Source organism: Mycobacterium decipiens, from assembly GCF_963853665.1.
In the GTDB taxonomy this organism is placed as follows: domain Bacteria; phylum Actinomycetota; class Actinomycetes; order Mycobacteriales; family Mycobacteriaceae; genus Mycobacterium; species Mycobacterium decipiens.
In genome coordinates, this window is the sequence record NZ_OY970459.1 from 1,523,661 (window position 1) to 1,539,625 (window position 15,965).

Here is a 15,965-nt window from a genome sequence, read left to right on the forward strand (position 1 = left end):
GTCAGCACCGGCAAACGCAGCAGCCCCCGACGCTTCGGCGTGTCGGGGGCTGCTGCGTCTGCAGACCGAACGATCGCGGGCCCAATTTGTTGCGACAGTTCGTCATCTGACGTGCACCGACATGTCAGCGCGCCGATGCCGGTTAGCTGAACGATTACGCCACGTTGGTGGCATGAGTATCGCTTCTGTCCTGATACCCAGCGACAAATCGCATGGTTCGGCGACAAGCTCGTCCGCCGGACCGCGGTATTCCCTGTTGCTGTCCACCGATCCCAGCCTCATCGAGGCGGCACAGCGGCTTCGCTATGACGTGTTCACCAGCACGCCCGGCTTCGCGCTGCCGGCCACGCGCGAGGCGCACCGCGGCGGTCTTGACATGGATCGGTTCGACGAATACTGCGACCACCTGCTGGTCCGAGACGACGACAGCGGCGAGCTGGTGGGTTGCTACCGGATGCTGGCTCCGGCGGGTGCCATCGCCGCCGGAGGCCTCTACACTGCAACGGAATTCGACGTACGCGCATTCGATCCGCTGCGGCCGTCGTTGGTGGAGATGGGCCGCGCAGTAGTGCGCGAGGGTCACCGCAACGGTGGGGTAGTGCTGCTGATGTGGGCCGGCATCCTGGCCTACCTGGACCGGTACGGCTACGACTACGTGACCGGATGTGTGTCGGTACCGATCGGCGGGGACGGTGAAACACCGGGCAGCCAGCTCCGCGGCGTACGCGACTTCATCCAGAACCGTCATGCCGCGCCGCCGCAGCGTCGGGTGTACCCCTACCGGCCGGTACGGGTAAACGGCACGGCCATCGATGACATTCCCCCGCCGCGACGGCCGGCACTTCCGCCGCTGATGCGCGGTTATCTGCGGCTGGGCGCGCGGGTATGCGGCGAGCCGGCGCACGACCCGGACTTCGGCGTGGGCGACTTCTGCCTGCTATTGGACAAGGGCGACGCCGATACCCGATACCTGCGCAGACTGCGGTCGGTGTCGGCGGCCGCCGAGATGGCAGATGCGACGGCGGGTGGCGCGGCCCGGTGAACGGCCCGACGCGCGCCCCCGCGGCCACCGGACATTCCTGGCTACCCCGCGCGTCGTGCGACGTCAGCTGTGTGGGTATCGGCGCCACCGCTCGGTCGCGGCGGCCGTGGGTGGCGTTGCGGGTCGCGCTACGCGTCATGTTGGCCCTGGCCTTGGCGCCGGGCGTGCCGCTGCTGGTGGTGCCGCTACCGGGCCGAACGCGGGTGCAACGCATCTATTGCCGGTTGGTACTGCGCTGTTTCGGTGTCCGGATCTCGGTATCGGGCAATCCGATTCGCAACCTGCGCGGGGTCCTCGTTGTCAGCAGCCATATGTCTTGGCTAGACGTGTTCGCCGTCGGGGCGGTGATGCCGGGGTCTTTCGTCGCCCGTGCCGACATGTTCACCGGGGGCGCGGTCGGGCTGGTTGCTCGCATCCTGAAGATCATTCCGATCGAGCGGACGAGTCTGCGGCGGCTGCCCGGTGTGGTGGACACCGTCGCGCGCCGCCTGCGCGCTGGCCAGACGGTGGTGGCCTTCCCGGAGGGCACCACCTGGTGCGGTCTGGCGTGCGGGTCTTTCTATCCGGCAATGTTTCAGGCGGCAATCGATGCCGGGCGCCCGGTGCAGCCGCTCCGGCTGACATATCACCACGCCGACGGCACACTCTCGACCGCTCCGGCCTTTGTGGGCGATGACACCCTGTTGCGCTCGGTTCGCCGGCTGCTCACCGTGCGCCGCACGCTGGCCTGGGTGCGCGTCGAGTCCTTGCAGCTGCCGGGTACCGATCGTCGGGACCTGGCCCGGCGCTGCCAGTCGGCAGTCTTTGCGGGAGCGTCGCGGCGGTCGGGACGGCATCCACATCACCGGCACGTGCTGGTGGCCTGAGCCCTCTGGCCTTAGTCAGATTGCCCAGGGACGTTCCGGCCTGCTCGAAAGTTCTGGGTCGTCGGCGCGACCAGTATCCTGGGTGCGTCATGGCCTACCTGGATCACGCTGCCACCACCCCGATGCACCCCGCCGCCGTCGAGGCGATGACGGCCGTGCTGGGCACCGTCGCCAACGCGTCGTCGCTGCACACCAGCGGGCGTTCGGCGCGTCGGCGGATCGAGGAGTCTCGTGAGCTGATCGCGGACAAACTGGGCGCGCGTCCATCGGAGGTGATCTTCACCGCGGGTGGTACCGAAAGTGACAACCTGGCCGTCAAAGGGATCTATTGGGCCCGCCGCGATGCGGAGCCGAGCCGCCGGCGCATCGTCACCACCGAGGTGGAACACCACGCCGTATTGGACTCGGTGAACTGGCTGGTCGATCATGAAGGCGCCCAGGTGACCTGGTTGCCGACCGCCACCGACGGCTCGGTGTCGGCAGCCGCGCTGCGCGAGGCGCTGCAAAGCCACGACGACGTCGCGTTGGTATCGGTGATGTGGGCCAACAACGAGGTCGGCACCATCATGCCGACCGCCGAACTGGGCGCTGTCGCCGCCGAATTTGGGGTCCCCATGCACAGTGATGCCATTCAGGCGGTGGGGCAGCTTCCGGTTGACTTCGGCGCCAGCGGGCTATCCGCGATGAGCGTGGCCGCGCACAAGTTCGGCGGTCCGCCGGGCGTGGGCGCATTGTTGCTGCGCCGGGAAGTTGCGTGCGTGCCGCTGTTGCATGGTGGAGGGCAGGAGCGCGATATTCGTTCCGGTACTCCCGATGTCGCGGGTGTTGTTGGAATGGCTGCGGCCGCGCGGATCGCGGTGGACGGCCTTCAGGCCAACAGCGCGCGGCTGCGGGTGTTGCGGGATCGTCTGGTCGAGGGTGTGCTGGCCGAGATTGACGATGTCCGGCTCAACGGTGCCGGCGACCCGCTGCGGCTTCCGGGCAACGCGCACTTCACCTTCCGTGGCTGCGAAGGTGATGCGCTGCTGATGCTGTTGGATGCCAACGGAATCGAGTGCTCGACCGGCTCGGCGTGTACTGCCGGTGTCGCGCAGCCGTCGCACGTGTTGGTCGCGATGGGTGCTGACCCCGCCAGCGCGCGCGGGTCGCTGCGACTTTCCTTGGGGCACGACAGTGTTGACGCCGATGTCGATGCGGCGCTGCAGGTGCTGCCGTCGGCGGTGGCTCGCGCCCGGCGGGCCGCCCTGGCCGCTGCGGGGGCGTCCTAGGTGAGAGTTCTTGCCGCGATGAGCGGTGGTGTCGACTCGTCTGTCGCCGCCGCCCGTATGGTCGATGCCGGACACGACGTGGTCGGCGTGCACCTGGCGTTGTCGGAAGCACCCGGCACGCTGCGCACCGGCTCGCGGGGCTGCTGCTCCAAAGAGGACGCTGCAGATGCGCGCCGCGTCGCCGATATACTCGGAATCCCGTTCTATGTATGGGATTTCGCCGAGAAGTTCAAGGAAGACGTGATCGACGACTTCGTGTCGTCGTACGCGCGCGGCGAAACACCCAACCCCTGCGTGCGGTGTAATCAGCAGATCAAGTTTTCCGCCTTGTCGGCACGAGCCATTGCGCTGGGCTTCGACACGGTGGTCACCGGCCACTATGCCCGGCTGTCGGATGGGCGGCTGCGCCGCGCCGTAGACCGGGACAAGGATCAGTCCTACGTGCTGGCCGTGCTGACCGCCGAGCAGCTACGCCACGCCGCGTTCCCGATCGGGGATACTCCCAAGCCGCAGATCCGCGCGGAGGCGGCCCGTCGCGGCCTGGCGGTCGCCGACAAGCCGGACAGCCACGACATCTGCTTCATTCCGTCCGGCAATACCAAGGCATTTTTGGGTGAGCGCATCGGAGTTCGCCGCGGTACCGTCGTCGACACCGATGGCGCGATGCTGGCCACCCATGATGGGGTGCATGGTTTCACCATCGGCCAGCGTAAAGGCCTGGGCATTGCCGGGCCGGGCCCGGATGGTCGGCCGCGCTATGTCACCGCGATCGACGCCGACACCGGCACCGTCCACGTCGGCGACGTGACCGATCTCGATGTGCACACACTGACCGGACGCCAGCCCGTCTTCACCGCTGGAGCCGCGCCGTCAGGTCCCATAGAGTGCGCGGTTCAAGTGCGTGCGCACGGTGAAAACGCCAGGGCGGTAGCCGAATTGATCGGCAGCGAACTATCCGTGCAGTTGTGTTCCCCGTTGCGCGGTGTGGCGCGGGGTCAGACGCTGGTGCTTTACCGCCCCGATCCCGACGGCGACGAAGTACTCGGCAGCGCCACCATCGCCCGCACGGCGACGTTATAGCCCTACCACCGGTCTGAGGGCTTTGCTCGGGACCGATGGTTGGGCAAGGACCGGTCCTACCAGCTGCCCAGGCGGGCGAGATGGTGCCGAAACTTACGTAACCGTCGCCTATACCTACGTAACCGTCGCCTATACCTACGTAACCGTAATGTGTTGCCACCAGCCACATTTGACAACTGCAACAGTCCGTGAGATGTATGGTTTGGAGTATTTGCGTTCTGCTGCTCCGTGATTGGGCATGAGCGTCGGCGGTGCGGATCGGCCAGACGCGTCGGAAGGAGTATCGGTAGTGACGTTGCGCGTGGTTCCGGAGGGTTTGGCGGCGGCGAGTGCGGCGGTGGAGGCGCTGACGGCTCGGTTGGCGGCCGCGCATGCTGCCGCCGCGCCGGTGATTACGGCGGTGGTGGCGCCGGGGGCGGATCCGGTGTCGGTGCAAAGCGCGGTGGGGTTTAGTGCGCTGGGCAGCGAGCGTGCGGCGATCGCGGCTGAAGGGGTTGAGGAGCTGGGTCGGTCGGGGGTGGGTGTGGCGGAGTCCGGTGTCAGTTATGCCGTTGGTGATGCCGTGGCGGCGTCGACGTATGCGGGCTGGGGTGGCTTGTGACGGCGCCGGTGTGGTTTGCCTTGCCGCCGGAGCTGCATTCGGCGTTGCTCAGCGGTGGCCCGGGGCCGGGTTCGTTGCAGGCGGCCGCGGCGCGGGTATCGCTGCGGGCCGTGGCAGGTCAAACCGCACGAGATCGGAGCGAGCATCGCCGAGAACGGCCGCTAAGGCACGCCTGGAGGGAACGGGCGATATATAACCAAGCGATTGATTTATTAACCGGAACGTGCGATGGTTGACCCTAGGTTTGAGCTCGGTCGTGCAGCGCTGCCCGATGAAACACCTCGGAAGAAAGAGTGCGGGCAGTGACGTTGCGCGTGGTTCCGGAGGGTTTGGCGGCGGCGAGTGCGGCGGTGGAGGCGCTGACGGCTCGGTTGGCGGCCGCGCATGCTGCCGCCGCGCCGGTGATTACGGCGGTGGTGGCGCCGGGGGCGGATCCGGTGTCGGTGCAAAGCGCGGTGGGGTTTAGTGCGCTGGGCAGCGAGCGTGCGGCGATCGCGGCTGAAGGGGTTGAGGAGCTGGGTCGGTCGGGGGTGGGTGTGGCGGAGTCCGGTGTCAGTTATGCCGTTGGTGATGCCGTGGCGGCGTCGACGTATGCGGGCTGGGGTGGCTTGTGACGGCGCCGGTGTGGTTTGCCTTGCCGCCGGAGCTGCATTCGGCGTTGCTCAGTGGTGGCCCGGGGCCGGGTTCGTTGCAGGCGGCCGCGGTGGGCTGGGCGTCGTTGAGTGCTCAGTACGCTGCGGCGGCCGAAGAGCTGACCGAGATAGTGGCTGCGGTGCAGGCCGGGGCGTGGTTGGGGCCCAGTGCTGAGTTGTTTGTGGCCGCCTATGTGCCGTATGTGGCGTGGTTGATCCAGGCCAGTGCTGACAGTGCGGCTACGGCGGCTGAGCATGAGGCCACCGCGGCGGCCTATGTCAGTGCGTTGGCGGCGATGCCGACGTTGCCGGAGTTGGCGGCCAATCATGCCGCGCACGCGGTGTTGGTGGGGACGAATTTCTTTGGGATCAACACGATTCCGATCGTGGTCAATGAGGCCGACTATGTGCGGATGTGGATTCAGGCCGCCACCACGATGAGTGTGTATGAGACCGTGGCGGGTGCGGCGTTGGTTTCTGCGCCGCATGCTGGCCCGGCGCCGGTGATCGTCAAGCCCGGTGCCAATGAAGTCAGCAACGCGTTGGCCGCCGCAACCTACATCCCATTCCCATGGCAGGCCATTATGCAGCTATTGACTGATCAACTTGTCATGTTGGGATTGATCGGCAAATACTTGTTAATGGCTATCAAATTGTCCTTTGAGGCACTGAAAGATATGGTCTTGAGTCTTCTGTCTTTGCAGTTTGGACTTTTCATCGAGGCCCTGGAGGCGTTCGTTACCGTACAGACAGCTATTGCAATGCTTTTGTTTCTCGGTCTTCCGATCGCACTTATCGCTTTTCCGGTATTTGTTGCGTTCGAAGTTGTTTTGTGGATCTCTTTTAATGTTCTTGAGTGGATTGTCGGTGGTGGTGCGCTTTTGACGGGTCCGTTGTTGGGGGCGTTGGGCGCCGCTGTTGTTCCGGGTGTGGCTGGGTTGGCCGGTGTGGCGGGTCTGGCCGCTGTGCCGGCGGCGGGTGTGGGCGCCGCGCCGGCGGCGCTGGTTAGCAGCGTGGAGCCGGCCTCGGGTGCGGTGTCGGCGCGGGTGCGGTTGGTGTCGGCGGTGGCTTCGGATCGGGGTGCTGGGTCGTTGGGGTTTGCCGGGACCGCGGGCACGCAGTCCGTTGGGCAGCCCGCGGGGTTGACCGTGTTGGCCGGTGATGAGTTTGGTGGCGGTGATCCGCGGGTGCCGATGCTGCCGGGTAGCTGGGACGCGGGTTTGGTCGGCGCGGTGAGTTAAGGAGGCAGGTGAGCTTCACGCAGTGATGGTCGAGCAGTTGGTAACCCGAATCGAAAGGAATCACGATGAGTTTGTTGGATGCCCATATTCCGCAGTTGATCGCCTCGCACACGGCGTTTGCCGCCAACGCGGGGTTGATGCGGCACACGATTAGTCAGGCCGAGCAGTCGGCGATGTCGGCGCAGGCGTTTCACCAAGGGGAGTCCGCGGCGGCGTTTCAGGCCGCCCATGCCCGGTTTGTGGTCGCGGCCGCCAAGGTGAATGAACTGCTGGAAGTCGCGCAGGCCAACATGGGTGAGGCCGCGGGCACCTATGTGGCCGCCGATGTCGCCGCCGCGTCCAGTTACACGGGTTTCTGAAAGGGTTTGTGATGTCGCAGATTATGTACAACTACCCGGCGATGATGGCCCATGCCGGGGACATGTCGGGTTATGCGGGCACGCTGCAGAGCTTGGGGGCCGATATCGCCAGCGAGCAGGCGGTGCTGTCGGGTGCCTGGCAGGGGGATACCGGGTTGACCTATCAGGGTTGGCAGGCGCAGTGGAATCAGGCGATGGAGGATCTGATGCGGGCCTATCATTCGATGGCCGGCACGCATGAGTCCAACACCATGGCCATGCTGGCCCGCGACGGGGCCGAAGCCGCCAAGTGGGGCGGTTAACCGGCGACGAGGCCTCCCCGGCGGTGGCGTACGTCGTGGTCGTGATAGCCGGGCTGGCTGTGGGTTCGTCCTGGGCTCACGACCTGCCTGCCGATGTAGCGCATGACGTTCAGAGTGGTGAATCTGCCACAGATTTCGCGAGCAGTGGGACATCTTGCACACGTCACATTGAAATGCAGACGATGCGCAGGGCGACATGTTTCAGCTCGTCGCAAAAGTGGGGTGATTTTAGCTCTGGTGGCTTGGTGTGCAGCCGGTCAATATTGCGGCTGAAGCGTCATCCAGCGCCGCCGCGGGACGTGATACCTGACAACTGGTTTCCCGGTCGGTCGCAGTCTGCATCACCGCCCGGCGATAGCCCATATTCGTAGGAGATGCGCGTGGCGCTACGAGTGATTCCTGAAAGTTTGGTGGCGGCGATCGCGGCTGAAGGGGTTGAGGAGCTGGGTCGGTCGGGGGTGGGTGTGGCGGAGTCCGGTGTCAGTTATGCCGTTGGTGATGCCGTGGCGGCGTCGACGTATGCGGGCTGGGGTGGCTTGTGACGGCGCCGGTGTGGTTTGCCTTGCCGCCGGAGCTGCATTCGGCGTTGCTCAGTGGTGGCCCGGGGCCGGGTTCGTTGCAGGCGGCCGCGGTGGGCTGGGCGTCGTTGAGTGCTCAGTACGCTGCGGCGGCCGAAGAGCTGACCGAGATAGTGGCTGCGGTGCAGGCCGGGGCGTGGTTGGGGCCCAGTGCTGAGTTGTTTGTGGCCGCCTATGTGCCGTATGTGGCGTGGTTGATCCAGGCCAGTGCTGACAGTGCGGCTACGGCGGCTGAGCATGAGGCCACCGCGGCGGCCTATGTCAGTGCGTTGGCGGCGATGCCGACGTTGCCGGAGTTGGCGGCCAATCATGCCGCGCACGCGGTGTTGGTGGGGACGAATTTCTTTGGGATCAACACGATTCCGATCGTGGTCAATGAGGCCGACTATGTGCGGATGTGGATTCAGGCCGCCACCACGATGAGTGTGTATGAGACCGTGGCGGGTGCGGCGTTGGTTTCTGCGCCGCATGCTGGCCCGGCGCCGGTGATCGTCAAGCCCGGTGCCAATGAAGTCAGCAACGCGTTGGCCGCCGCAACCCTCACCCCTTTCCCGTGGCAACAAATTATAGCGTTCTTAGAAGGGGTTCTGGCCGAATACCAGCAATTTCTGAACGCGTTGCTTTCCGAGCTCCCTAGCGTGGCTTGGGTTGGGTTGCAGCTGTTTTTGGATATCTTGGGTTTGAACCCTATTGGTCTCATTATTACGTTGGTAACCAATGCTCAACTGCTGATCGATTTTGGTTATAATGTCGCTGTTGTCGTGGGCGGATTATTGTATGCTATGGCTGGTGTTATAGAGATTATCTATAACTGGATTATCGGGAATTTGTTTGGCGCTGTTCCGCTTTTGACGGGTCCGTTGTTGGGGGCGTTGGGCGCCGCTGTTGTTCCGGGTGTGGCTGGGTTGGCCGGTGTGGCGGGTCTGGCCGCTGTGCCGGTGGCGGGTGTGGGCGCCGCGCCGGCGGCGCTGGTTAGCAGCGTGGAGCCGGCCTCGGGTGCGGTGTCGGCGCGGGTGCGGTTGGTGTCGGCGGTGGCTTCGGATCAGGGTGCTGGGTCGTTGGGGTTTGCCGGGACCGCGGGCACGCAGTCCGTTGGGCAGCCCGCGGGGTTGACCGTGTTGGCCGGTGATGAGTTTGGTGGCGGTGATCCGCGGGTGCCGCTGCTGCCGGGTAGCTGGGACGCGGGTTTGGTCGGCGCGGTGAGTTAAAGGGCATCGCGAATCCATCGATGCGCACCTCGCGATCGTGTTCGGCGCTGGCCCGCAGTCACTACATGGAGCACCAAACCGGTTAGAGCATAAAGAAATTCGTCGGTAGGACAACCCGCCGTGCCGGCGGGCGGACCGCACTGCAGCCGCCCCGCTACCCGACGCCCTCCGCGAAGCAATCGCCGATATCGACGGTGATCTTGCACACTAATAGGTCCCAACTCGCGCAATCGGGCGGTTAGGCCCGGCGGCGAGGCCTGGCCCGGGCGGTGAAGTAGGTCGTGGTCGGGATAGCCGGGCTGGCTGTGGATTTCGTCCTGGGCTCACGACCTGCCTGCCGACATGGCGCATGCCATTTAGCTGGTGAACTTGTCACAGTTCTTGGCGGGCCGTGGGACATCTTGTACACGACACATTGAATGCAGACGATGTGTGGGGCGATGTGTTTCAGCTCGTCGCAAAGGTTGGGGTGATTTGACCCTAGTGGCTTGGCGTTGCAGCCGGTGAAAATTGCGGCTGAAGCGTCACCCAGCGCCGCGGGACGTGATACCTGACAACTGGTTTCCCGGTCGGTCGCAGCCTGCATTATCGCCCGGCGATAGCCCTTACTCGTAGGGAGAAGCGCGTGGCGCTCCGGGTGATTCCTGAAGGTTTGGCGGCGGCGAGTGCGGCGGTGGAGGCGCTGACGGCTCGGTTGGCGGCCGCGCATGCTGCCGCCGCGCCGGTGATTACGGCGGTGGTGGCGCCGGGGGCGGATCCGGTGTCGGTGCAAAGCGCGGTGGGGTTTAGTGCGCTGGGCAGCGAGCGTGCGGCGATCGCGGCTGAAGGGGTTGAGGAGCTGGGTCGGTCGGGGGTGGGTGTGGCGGAGTCCGGTGTCAGTTATGCCGTTGGTGATGCCGTGGCGGCGTCGACGTATGCGGGCTGGGGTGGCTTGTGACGGCGCCGGTGTGGTTTGCCTTGCCGCCGGAGCTGCATTCGGCGTTGCTCAGTGGTGGCCCGGGGCCGGGTTCGTTGCAGGCGGCCGCGGTGGGCTGGGCGTCGTTGAGTGCTCAGTACGCTGCGGCGGCCGAAGAGCTGACCGAGATAGTGGCTGCGGTGCAGGCCGGGGCGTGGTTGGGGCCCAGTGCTGAGTTGTTTGTGGCCGCCTATGTGCCGTATGTGGCGTGGTTGATCCAGGCCAGTGCTGACAGTGCGGCTACGGCGGCTGAGCATGAGGCCACCGCGGCGGCCTATGTCAGTGCGTTGGCGGCGATGCCGACGTTGCCGGAGTTGGCGGCCAATCATGCCGCGCACGCGGTGTTGGTGGGGACGAATTTCTTTGGGATCAACACGATTCCGATCGTGGTCAATGAGGCCGACTATGTGCGGATGTGGATTCAGGCCGCCACCACGATGAGTGTGTATGAGACCGTGGCGGGTGCGGCGTTGGTTTCTGCGCCGCATGCTGGCCCGGCGCCGGTGATCGTCAAGCCCGGTGCCAATGAAGTCAGCAACGCGTTGGCCGCCGCAACCTACATCCCATTCCCATGGAAAGTGTTGGAGCCGCTATTACAGGCCTGGTATGAGCTATTTGTAGCTTATCTAGACGCTATCAATATGATTCTCAATGCGTTCGTACAGGCAATTAATGATCTCTTGAATTTGCAATTTGGCGCGTTCCTCATGGAGATGGTAAGGATCGTTCTTGTCGAGGTAATTATGGTTATTTGGTCATTTGTCATTATTCCGGTACTCGCCTTCTTTAGTGTCTCGCTGATTGCATTTACAGTTGTAGTGTGGATTGTGGAGAATGTTATTGGTGGTGCGCTTTTGACGGGTCCGTTGTTGGGGGCGTTGGGCGCCGCTGTTGTTCCGGGTGTGGCTGGGTTGGCCGGTGTGGCGGGTCTGGCCGCTGTGCCGGCGGCGGGTGTGGGCGCCGCGCCGGCGGCGCTGGTTAGCAGCGTGGAGCCGGCCTCGGGTGCGGTGTCGGCGCGGGTGCGGTTGGTGTCGGCGGTGGCTTCGGATCGGGGTGCTGGGTCGTTGGGGTTTGCCGGGACCGCGGGCACGCAGTCCGTTGGGCAGCCCGCGGGGTTGACCGTGTTGGCCGGTGATGAGTTTGGTGGCGGTGATCCGCGGGTGCCGATGCTGCCGGGTAGCTGGGACGCGGGTTTGGTCGGCGCGGTGAGTTAAGGAGGCAGGTGAGCTTCACGCAGTGATGGTCGAGCAGTTGGTAACCCGAATCGAAAGGAATCACGATGAGTTTGTTGGATGCCCATATTCCGCAGTTGATCGCCTCGCACACGGCGTTTGCCGCCAACGCGGGGTTGATGCGGCACACGATTAGTCAGGCCGAGCAGTCGGCGATGTCGGCGCAGGCGTTTCACCAAGGGGAGTCCGCGGCGGCGTTTCAGGCCGCCCATGCCCGGTTTGTGGTCGCGGCCGCCAAGGTGAATGAACTGCTGGAAGTCGCGCAGGCCAACATGGGTGAGGCCGCGGGCACCTATGTGGCCGCCGATGTCGCCGCCGCGTCCAGTTACACGGGTTTCTGAAAGGGTTTGTGATGTCGCAGATTATGTACAACTACCCGGCGATGATGGCCCATGCCGGGGACATGTCGGGTTATGCGGGCACGCTGCAGAGCTTGGGGGCCGATATCGCCAGCGAGCAGGCGGTGCTGTCGGGTGCGTGGCAGGGGGATACCGGGTTGACCTATCAGGGTTGGCAGGCGCAGTGGAATCAGGCGATGGAGGATCTGATGCGGGCCTATCATTCGATGGCCGGCACGCATGAGTCCAACACCATGGCCATGCTGGCCCGCGACGGGGCCGAAGCCGCCAAGTGGGGCGCCTAGCAGCCGGCGGGGGCGAAGTCAGTTAACCCGGAATGTTGGCGGCGATGTTCGTCATCACGATGTCGGACACCGATTCCGGAAAGCCGCAGAAGGTCACCTCGAGCAAGGCCGCCGACAGGACCCGGTAGTCACGGCCGCAGTCGCCCGGCCGGATGTGCAGCGAGTCGCCGTCGGCCTGCCATGTTCTGACGAACAGCCGGCCGGCCGAACTGTTTGCGCATTTTCCGACGGTGTCCACCAGGGCGTCGAAGGCGTGCCGGGCGGTGTCGGCATCGTGATAGGCAGCCGCGGCCTCGGAGATCAGAGCGCTATCCGGCGGGTCCTGGAAGGTGGTCTTGTGGAACGCTTCGACATCGGGCCCGAACGTTGCGGTCTCGGCGAAAAAGAACCGGCATTCCCGCGGTGCGGTGTCGGCGAGGTCGTCGATGTCAATCAGGTACTTGCCATCCATCGTGGGGATGATCGTCAGGTCGTCGCCCGCGCCGGTGATCGCTTGCATCCGCGGCTGGTCCAACAGCAACGCGTCGACGTCGAGCACGCGCGTCGGGGCGGCACCAAATGCTGGCAGCGCTGTGCCATTCACCACCCGTGTGCACGCCGCTGTTAGAAACATCACGCAGAACAACAACAGCGGCCGCAGCAATCCCGCCATCTGCCACCCTTCTGTGCTCGAACCTACCCGTACGGGCCGGCGGTAAACACCCCTGCCGGCCGGCGTGCCGGGTCAGGTCGAATACGGTTGCCGGGTGAGTGTTTTCGCAACGGCCACCGGGATCGGATCGTGGCCCGGCACCCGCGCGCGTGAGGCCGCAGAGGTCGTTGTCGGTGAGTTGGGGGGTGCGCTGGCCCACCTCGTCGAGCTGCCCGCCAGGGGAGTGGGCGCCGACATGCTGGGGAGGGCCGGCGGGTTGCTGGTCGACGTGGCCATCGACACGGTGCCGCGCGGCTACCGGATCGCCGCTCGGCCCGGCGCGGTGACACGCCGGGCCGTCAGTTTGCTCGACGAGGATATGGACGCCCTGGAAGAGGCCTGGGAGACCGCGGGCCTCCGCGGCGGCGGGCGACCGGTCAAGGTGCAGGCGACCGGTCCGGTCTCATTGGCCGCGGGGTTAGAGCTGGCCAATGGCCATCGGGCGATCACCGACCCCGGAGCCGTGCGTGACCTGGCTGCGTCGCTGGCCGAAGGTGTCGCCGCGCACCGCGCGGCGTTGGCGCGTCGACTTGACACACCGGTGGTCGTGCAATTCGATGAGCCGTCGCTGCCGGCGGCGTTGGGCGGACGACTGACCGGCGTGACCGCGCTAAGCCCGGTTGCCCCGCTCGACGAGGCGGTCGCCGGCACGCTGCTCGACACCTGCGTCAAGGCCGTAGACACCGACGTGTTGCTGCACAGCTGCTCTTCGGATTTGCCATGGGATCTGTTGCGGCGCAGCGGTATTAGTGCACTGTCGGTGGATGCCGGCACGTTGCGGGCCGCGGACTTAGACGGTCTCGCGGCGTTCATTGAGGACGGCCGCACCGTTATGCTCGGCGTGGTTGCGGTCAGCGCCCCCGAGCGCCGCCGCTCGACCGAAGAGGCGGCAGCCGCGGTGGTCGCGGTCACCGATCGACTCGGGTTCGGTCGCTCGACACTGCGCGATCGCGTCGGCGTCACCCCCGCTTGCGGTCTCGCGGGCGCGACGCAGCAGTGGGCGCGTGCCGCGATCGGGTTTGTCCGACAAGCCGCAGACGCCTTCGCTCAAGATCCGGACGCGATCTAACGGTGCATACGCAACGATTCGCCGAGATCGCGGCTGGCCCGGGACGACCACTGGGGCAATCTCGGCGTGTCGGTGTCCTCCGTTAGCCTGCCAGGGTGAGCTCCCCAGCGGCCGATCAGACCGCTTCCGAGGTGTTGCGGCAGTGGCGGGACCTGGCCGAGGAGGTACGCGAACACCAGTTCCGCTACTACGTACGTGACGCGCCGATCATCACCGACGCGGAATTCGATGACCTATTGCGCAGACTCCAAGCCCTCGAGGAGCAATACCCCGAGCTGCGCACCCCCGACTCACCCACGCAGCTGGTCGGCGGGGCCGGTTTCGCGACCGAATTCGAGCCGGTTGGTCATCTGGAAAGGATGCTGAGCCTCGACAACGCGTTCAGCGCCGACGAACTCGGCGCCTGGGCTACCCGGATCCACGCCGAGGTCGGCGACTCCAGTGTGCAGCCACATTACCTCTGCGAACTCAAGATCGACGGCGTCGCACTGTCGTTGGTCTACCGGGATGGCCGATTGACCCGGGCGGCTACCCGGGGCGATGGCCGCACCGGCGAGGACGTCACACTCAACGCCCGCACCATCGACGACGTGCCCGAACGGCTCGCGGCCAGCGACGATTACCCGGTGCCCGAGGTTCTCGAGGTCCGCGGCGAGGTGTTTTTTCGACTGGAGGACTTCCAGGCGCTCAATGCCAGCCTCGTCGAAACGGGGAAGGCGCCGTTTGCCAACCCGCGCAACAGTGCGGCGGGTTCGCTGCGCCAGAAGGATCCGGCGGTCACCGCGCGCCGCAAGCTGCGGATGATCTGCCACGGGCTGGGGCACGCCGAAGGTTTCCGCCCGACCAGCCAGCACCACGCATACCTGGCGCTGCGGGCCTGGGGGCTGCCGGTTTCCGAGCACACCACCCTGGTCGACGACATGATCGGCGTTCGCGAGCGCATCGACTACTGGGGCGAGCATCGCCACGAGGTGGACCACGAAATCGACGGCGTGGTCGTCAAAGTCGACGAGGTGGCGCTGCAGCGCAGGCTGGGTTCCACCTCACGCGCCCCGCGGTGGGCCATCGCCTACAAGTACCCGCCCGAGGAAGCGCAGACCAAGCTGCTCGACATCCGGGTGAACGTCGGTCGCACCGGGCGGATCACGCCGTTCGCGTTCATGACGCCGGTGAAGGTCGCCGGCTCGACGGTGGGCCAGGCCACGCTGCACAACGCCGCGGAGGTCAAGCGCAAGGGCGTGCTGATCGGCGACACCGTAGTGATCCGCAAGGCCGGTGACGTGATCCCGGAGGTGCTAGGACCCGTCGTCGATCTGCGCGACGGGTCGCAGCGGGAGTTCGTCATGCCCACGACATGTCCCGAGTGCGGCACTTCGCTGGCGCCGGAGAAGGAAGGCGATGCCGACATCCGTTGCCCCAACGCGCGCGGTTGCCCGGGGCAACTGCGGGAGCGGGTGTTTCACGTCGCGAGCCGAAACGCCCTGGACATCGAGGTGCTGGGTTACGAGGCCGGCGTCGCGCTGCTGCAAGCGGGAGTGATCGCCAGCGAGGGTGATCTGTTCGACCTCACCGAGGAAGAGCTGTTGCGCACCGAGCTGTTTCGGACCAAGGCCGGCGCATTGTCGGCCAACGGCAAACGGCTGCTGGCCAACCTGGACAAGGCCAAGGCCGCGCCCCTGTGGCGAGTGCTGGTGGCATTGTCGATCCGCCATGTCGGGCCGACGGCCGCGCGCGCGCTGGCCACCGAGTTCGGCGGCCTGGACGCGATCGTGGGCGCGACCACCGAGCAGCTGGCCGCGGTAGAGGGCGTGGGAGCGACCATCGCCGCAGCGGTCACCGAGTGGTTCACCGTGGACTGGCATCGCGAGATCGTCGACAAGTGGCGGGCGGCCGGGGTGCGGATGGCCGACGAGCGCGACGCAAGCGTGCCGCGCACGCTGTCCGGGCTGACCATCGTGGTCACCGGCTCGCTGACCGGCTTTTCCCGCGACGAGGCCAAGGAGGCCATCCTGATACGCGGCGGCAAGGCGGCCGGCTCAGTGTCAAAAAAGACCGCCTTCGTCGTCGCCGGTGATTCGCCGGGATCCAAATTCGACAAGGCGGTGGAGCTAGGGGTGCCGATCCTCGACGAGGACGGCTTCCGAGACCTGCTGGCCGAGGGGCCCCCGAAGACCGGGGACGAAGCGGTGACATAGTGG

Annotated in this window: 17 protein-coding genes and 2 pseudogenes; 18 read left to right on the forward strand and 1 reads right to left on the reverse strand. The window is 65.7% G+C overall.

The genetic code is table 11. The features are described from left to right. Positions 1–172 precede the first annotated feature (172 nt). The 16 genes and pseudogenes from AADZ55_RS07065 (at position 173) to AADZ55_RS07140 (ending at position 12,007) form a co-directional block, all read left to right on the forward strand. Positions 173–1,042 carry a GNAT family N-acetyltransferase gene (locus tag AADZ55_RS07065; RefSeq protein ID WP_085326597.1) on the forward strand — a complete coding sequence of 290 codons (870 nt, stop codon included), beginning with the start codon at positions 173–175 and terminating at the stop codon, positions 1,040–1,042. Continuing rightward, on the forward strand, positions 1,039–1,908 hold the full coding sequence (locus AADZ55_RS07070; RefSeq protein ID WP_085326596.1) for a lysophospholipid acyltransferase family protein: 870 nt from the start codon (positions 1,039–1,041) through the stop codon (positions 1,906–1,908). Before AADZ55_RS07065 ends, AADZ55_RS07070 begins: the two co-directional genes overlap by 4 nt. 89 nt (positions 1,909–1,997) lie before the next feature. Next, the gene (locus tag AADZ55_RS07075; RefSeq protein WP_341286271.1) at positions 1,998–3,176 is read left to right on the forward strand and encodes a cysteine desulfurase family protein; all 1,179 of its coding nucleotides are present in this window, start codon (positions 1,998–2,000) and stop codon (positions 3,174–3,176) included. Next, positions 3,177–4,256, forward strand: coding sequence for a tRNA 2-thiouridine(34) synthase MnmA (mnmA, locus tag AADZ55_RS07080; protein ID WP_085327635.1), 1,080 nt, complete (start codon positions 3,177–3,179; stop codon positions 4,254–4,256). A gap of 289 nt (positions 4,257–4,545) precedes the next feature. After that, a complete protein-coding gene (locus tag AADZ55_RS07085) occupies positions 4,546–4,857 on the forward strand; it encodes a PE family protein (RefSeq protein WP_341286272.1) in 312 nt (103 codons plus the stop codon). Next, positions 4,854–4,949, forward strand: a pseudogene (locus tag AADZ55_RS23480) (PPE domain-containing protein); the annotation flags it as partial. The gene AADZ55_RS07085 and the pseudogene AADZ55_RS23480, both read left to right, overlap by 4 nt. A 210-nt stretch (positions 4,950–5,159) precedes the next feature. After that, the gene (locus tag AADZ55_RS07095) at positions 5,160–5,471 is read left to right on the forward strand and encodes a PE family protein (RefSeq protein WP_341286272.1); all 312 of its coding nucleotides are present in this window, start codon (positions 5,160–5,162) and stop codon (positions 5,469–5,471) included. Continuing rightward, positions 5,468–6,730, forward strand: coding sequence for a PPE family protein (locus AADZ55_RS07100; protein ID WP_341286273.1), 1,263 nt, complete (start codon positions 5,468–5,470; stop codon positions 6,728–6,730). The genes AADZ55_RS07095 and AADZ55_RS07100 overlap by 4 nt, the downstream gene beginning before the upstream one ends. Before the next feature lie 65 nt (positions 6,731–6,795). Next, the gene (esxG, locus tag AADZ55_RS07105) at positions 6,796–7,089 is read left to right on the forward strand and encodes a type VII secretion system protein EsxG (protein WP_341286274.1); all 294 of its coding nucleotides are present in this window, start codon (positions 6,796–6,798) and stop codon (positions 7,087–7,089) included. A gap of 11 nt (positions 7,090–7,100) precedes the next feature. Then, positions 7,101–7,391 carry a WXG100 family type VII secretion target gene (locus AADZ55_RS07110; RefSeq protein ID WP_341286275.1) on the forward strand — a complete coding sequence of 97 codons (291 nt, stop codon included), beginning with the start codon at positions 7,101–7,103 and terminating at the stop codon, positions 7,389–7,391. Positions 7,392–7,804: 413 nt separating this feature from the next. Beyond that, positions 7,805–7,933, forward strand: a pseudogene (locus tag AADZ55_RS07115) (PE family protein); the annotation flags it as partial. After that, positions 7,930–9,177, forward strand: a complete 1,248-nt coding sequence (locus AADZ55_RS07120; RefSeq protein WP_341286276.1) for a PPE family protein — start codon at positions 7,930–7,932, stop codon at positions 9,175–9,177. The pseudogene AADZ55_RS07115 and the gene AADZ55_RS07120, both read left to right, overlap by 4 nt. Before the next feature lie 625 nt (positions 9,178–9,802). Continuing rightward, complete coding sequence (locus AADZ55_RS07125; protein WP_341286277.1) at positions 9,803–10,114, forward strand: PE family protein; 312 nt, start codon at positions 9,803–9,805, stop codon at positions 10,112–10,114. Next, complete coding sequence (locus tag AADZ55_RS07130; RefSeq protein WP_341286278.1) at positions 10,111–11,346, forward strand: PPE family protein; 1,236 nt, start codon at positions 10,111–10,113, stop codon at positions 11,344–11,346. The genes AADZ55_RS07125 and AADZ55_RS07130 overlap by 4 nt, the downstream gene beginning before the upstream one ends. A 65-nt stretch (positions 11,347–11,411) precedes the next feature. Further along, entirely contained in the window at positions 11,412–11,705 is a 294-nt protein-coding gene (gene esxG / locus AADZ55_RS07135; protein ID WP_341286274.1) for a type VII secretion system protein EsxG, read from the forward strand. 11 nt (positions 11,706–11,716) lie between these two features. Beyond that, the gene (locus tag AADZ55_RS07140; protein WP_341286279.1) at positions 11,717–12,007 is read left to right on the forward strand and encodes a WXG100 family type VII secretion target; all 291 of its coding nucleotides are present in this window, start codon (positions 11,717–11,719) and stop codon (positions 12,005–12,007) included. Positions 12,008–12,029: 22 nt separating this feature from the next. On the opposite strand, the gene AADZ55_RS07145 is transcribed toward AADZ55_RS07140, so the two are convergent. Then, positions 12,030–12,659: a sensor domain-containing protein gene (locus AADZ55_RS07145; protein WP_085327603.1), complete on the reverse strand. Its 630-nt coding sequence runs from the start codon at positions 12,657–12,659 to the stop codon at positions 12,030–12,032. Between the two features lie 94 nt (positions 12,660–12,753). Between AADZ55_RS07145 and AADZ55_RS07150 the strand changes: the two genes are divergently transcribed. Both AADZ55_RS07150 and ligA read left to right on the forward strand, forming a co-directional pair. Then, positions 12,754–13,767 carry a methionine synthase gene (locus AADZ55_RS07150; protein WP_085327606.1) on the forward strand — a complete coding sequence of 338 codons (1,014 nt, stop codon included), beginning with the start codon at positions 12,754–12,756 and terminating at the stop codon, positions 13,765–13,767. Between the two features lie 95 nt (positions 13,768–13,862). Next, entirely contained in the window at positions 13,863–15,962 is a 2,100-nt protein-coding gene (gene ligA, locus AADZ55_RS07155; RefSeq protein WP_085327602.1) for an NAD-dependent DNA ligase LigA, read from the forward strand. Positions 15,963–15,965 lie beyond the last annotated feature (3 nt).

Bases quoted from the DNA above. Each gene is read 5' to 3' on its own strand.
- AADZ55_RS07065 (WP_085326597.1), top strand. From the start codon at position 173: ATGAGTATCGCTTCTGTCCTGATACCCAGCGACAAATCGCATGGTTCG.
- AADZ55_RS07075 (WP_341286271.1), top strand. From the start codon at position 1,998: ATGGCCTACCTGGATCACGCTGCCACCACCCCGATGCACCCCGCCGCC.
- esxG (WP_341286274.1), top strand. From the start codon at position 6,796: ATGAGTTTGTTGGATGCCCATATTCCGCAGTTGATCGCCTCGCACACG.
- AADZ55_RS07110 (WP_341286275.1), top strand. From the start codon at position 7,101: ATGTCGCAGATTATGTACAACTACCCGGCGATGATGGCCCATGCCGGG.
- esxG (WP_341286274.1), top strand. From the start codon at position 11,412: ATGAGTTTGTTGGATGCCCATATTCCGCAGTTGATCGCCTCGCACACG.
- AADZ55_RS07140 (WP_341286279.1), top strand. From the start codon at position 11,717: ATGTCGCAGATTATGTACAACTACCCGGCGATGATGGCCCATGCCGGG.
- AADZ55_RS07145 (WP_085327603.1), bottom strand. From the start codon at position 12,659: ATGGCGGGATTGCTGCGGCCGCTGTTGTTGTTCTGCGTGATGTTTCTA.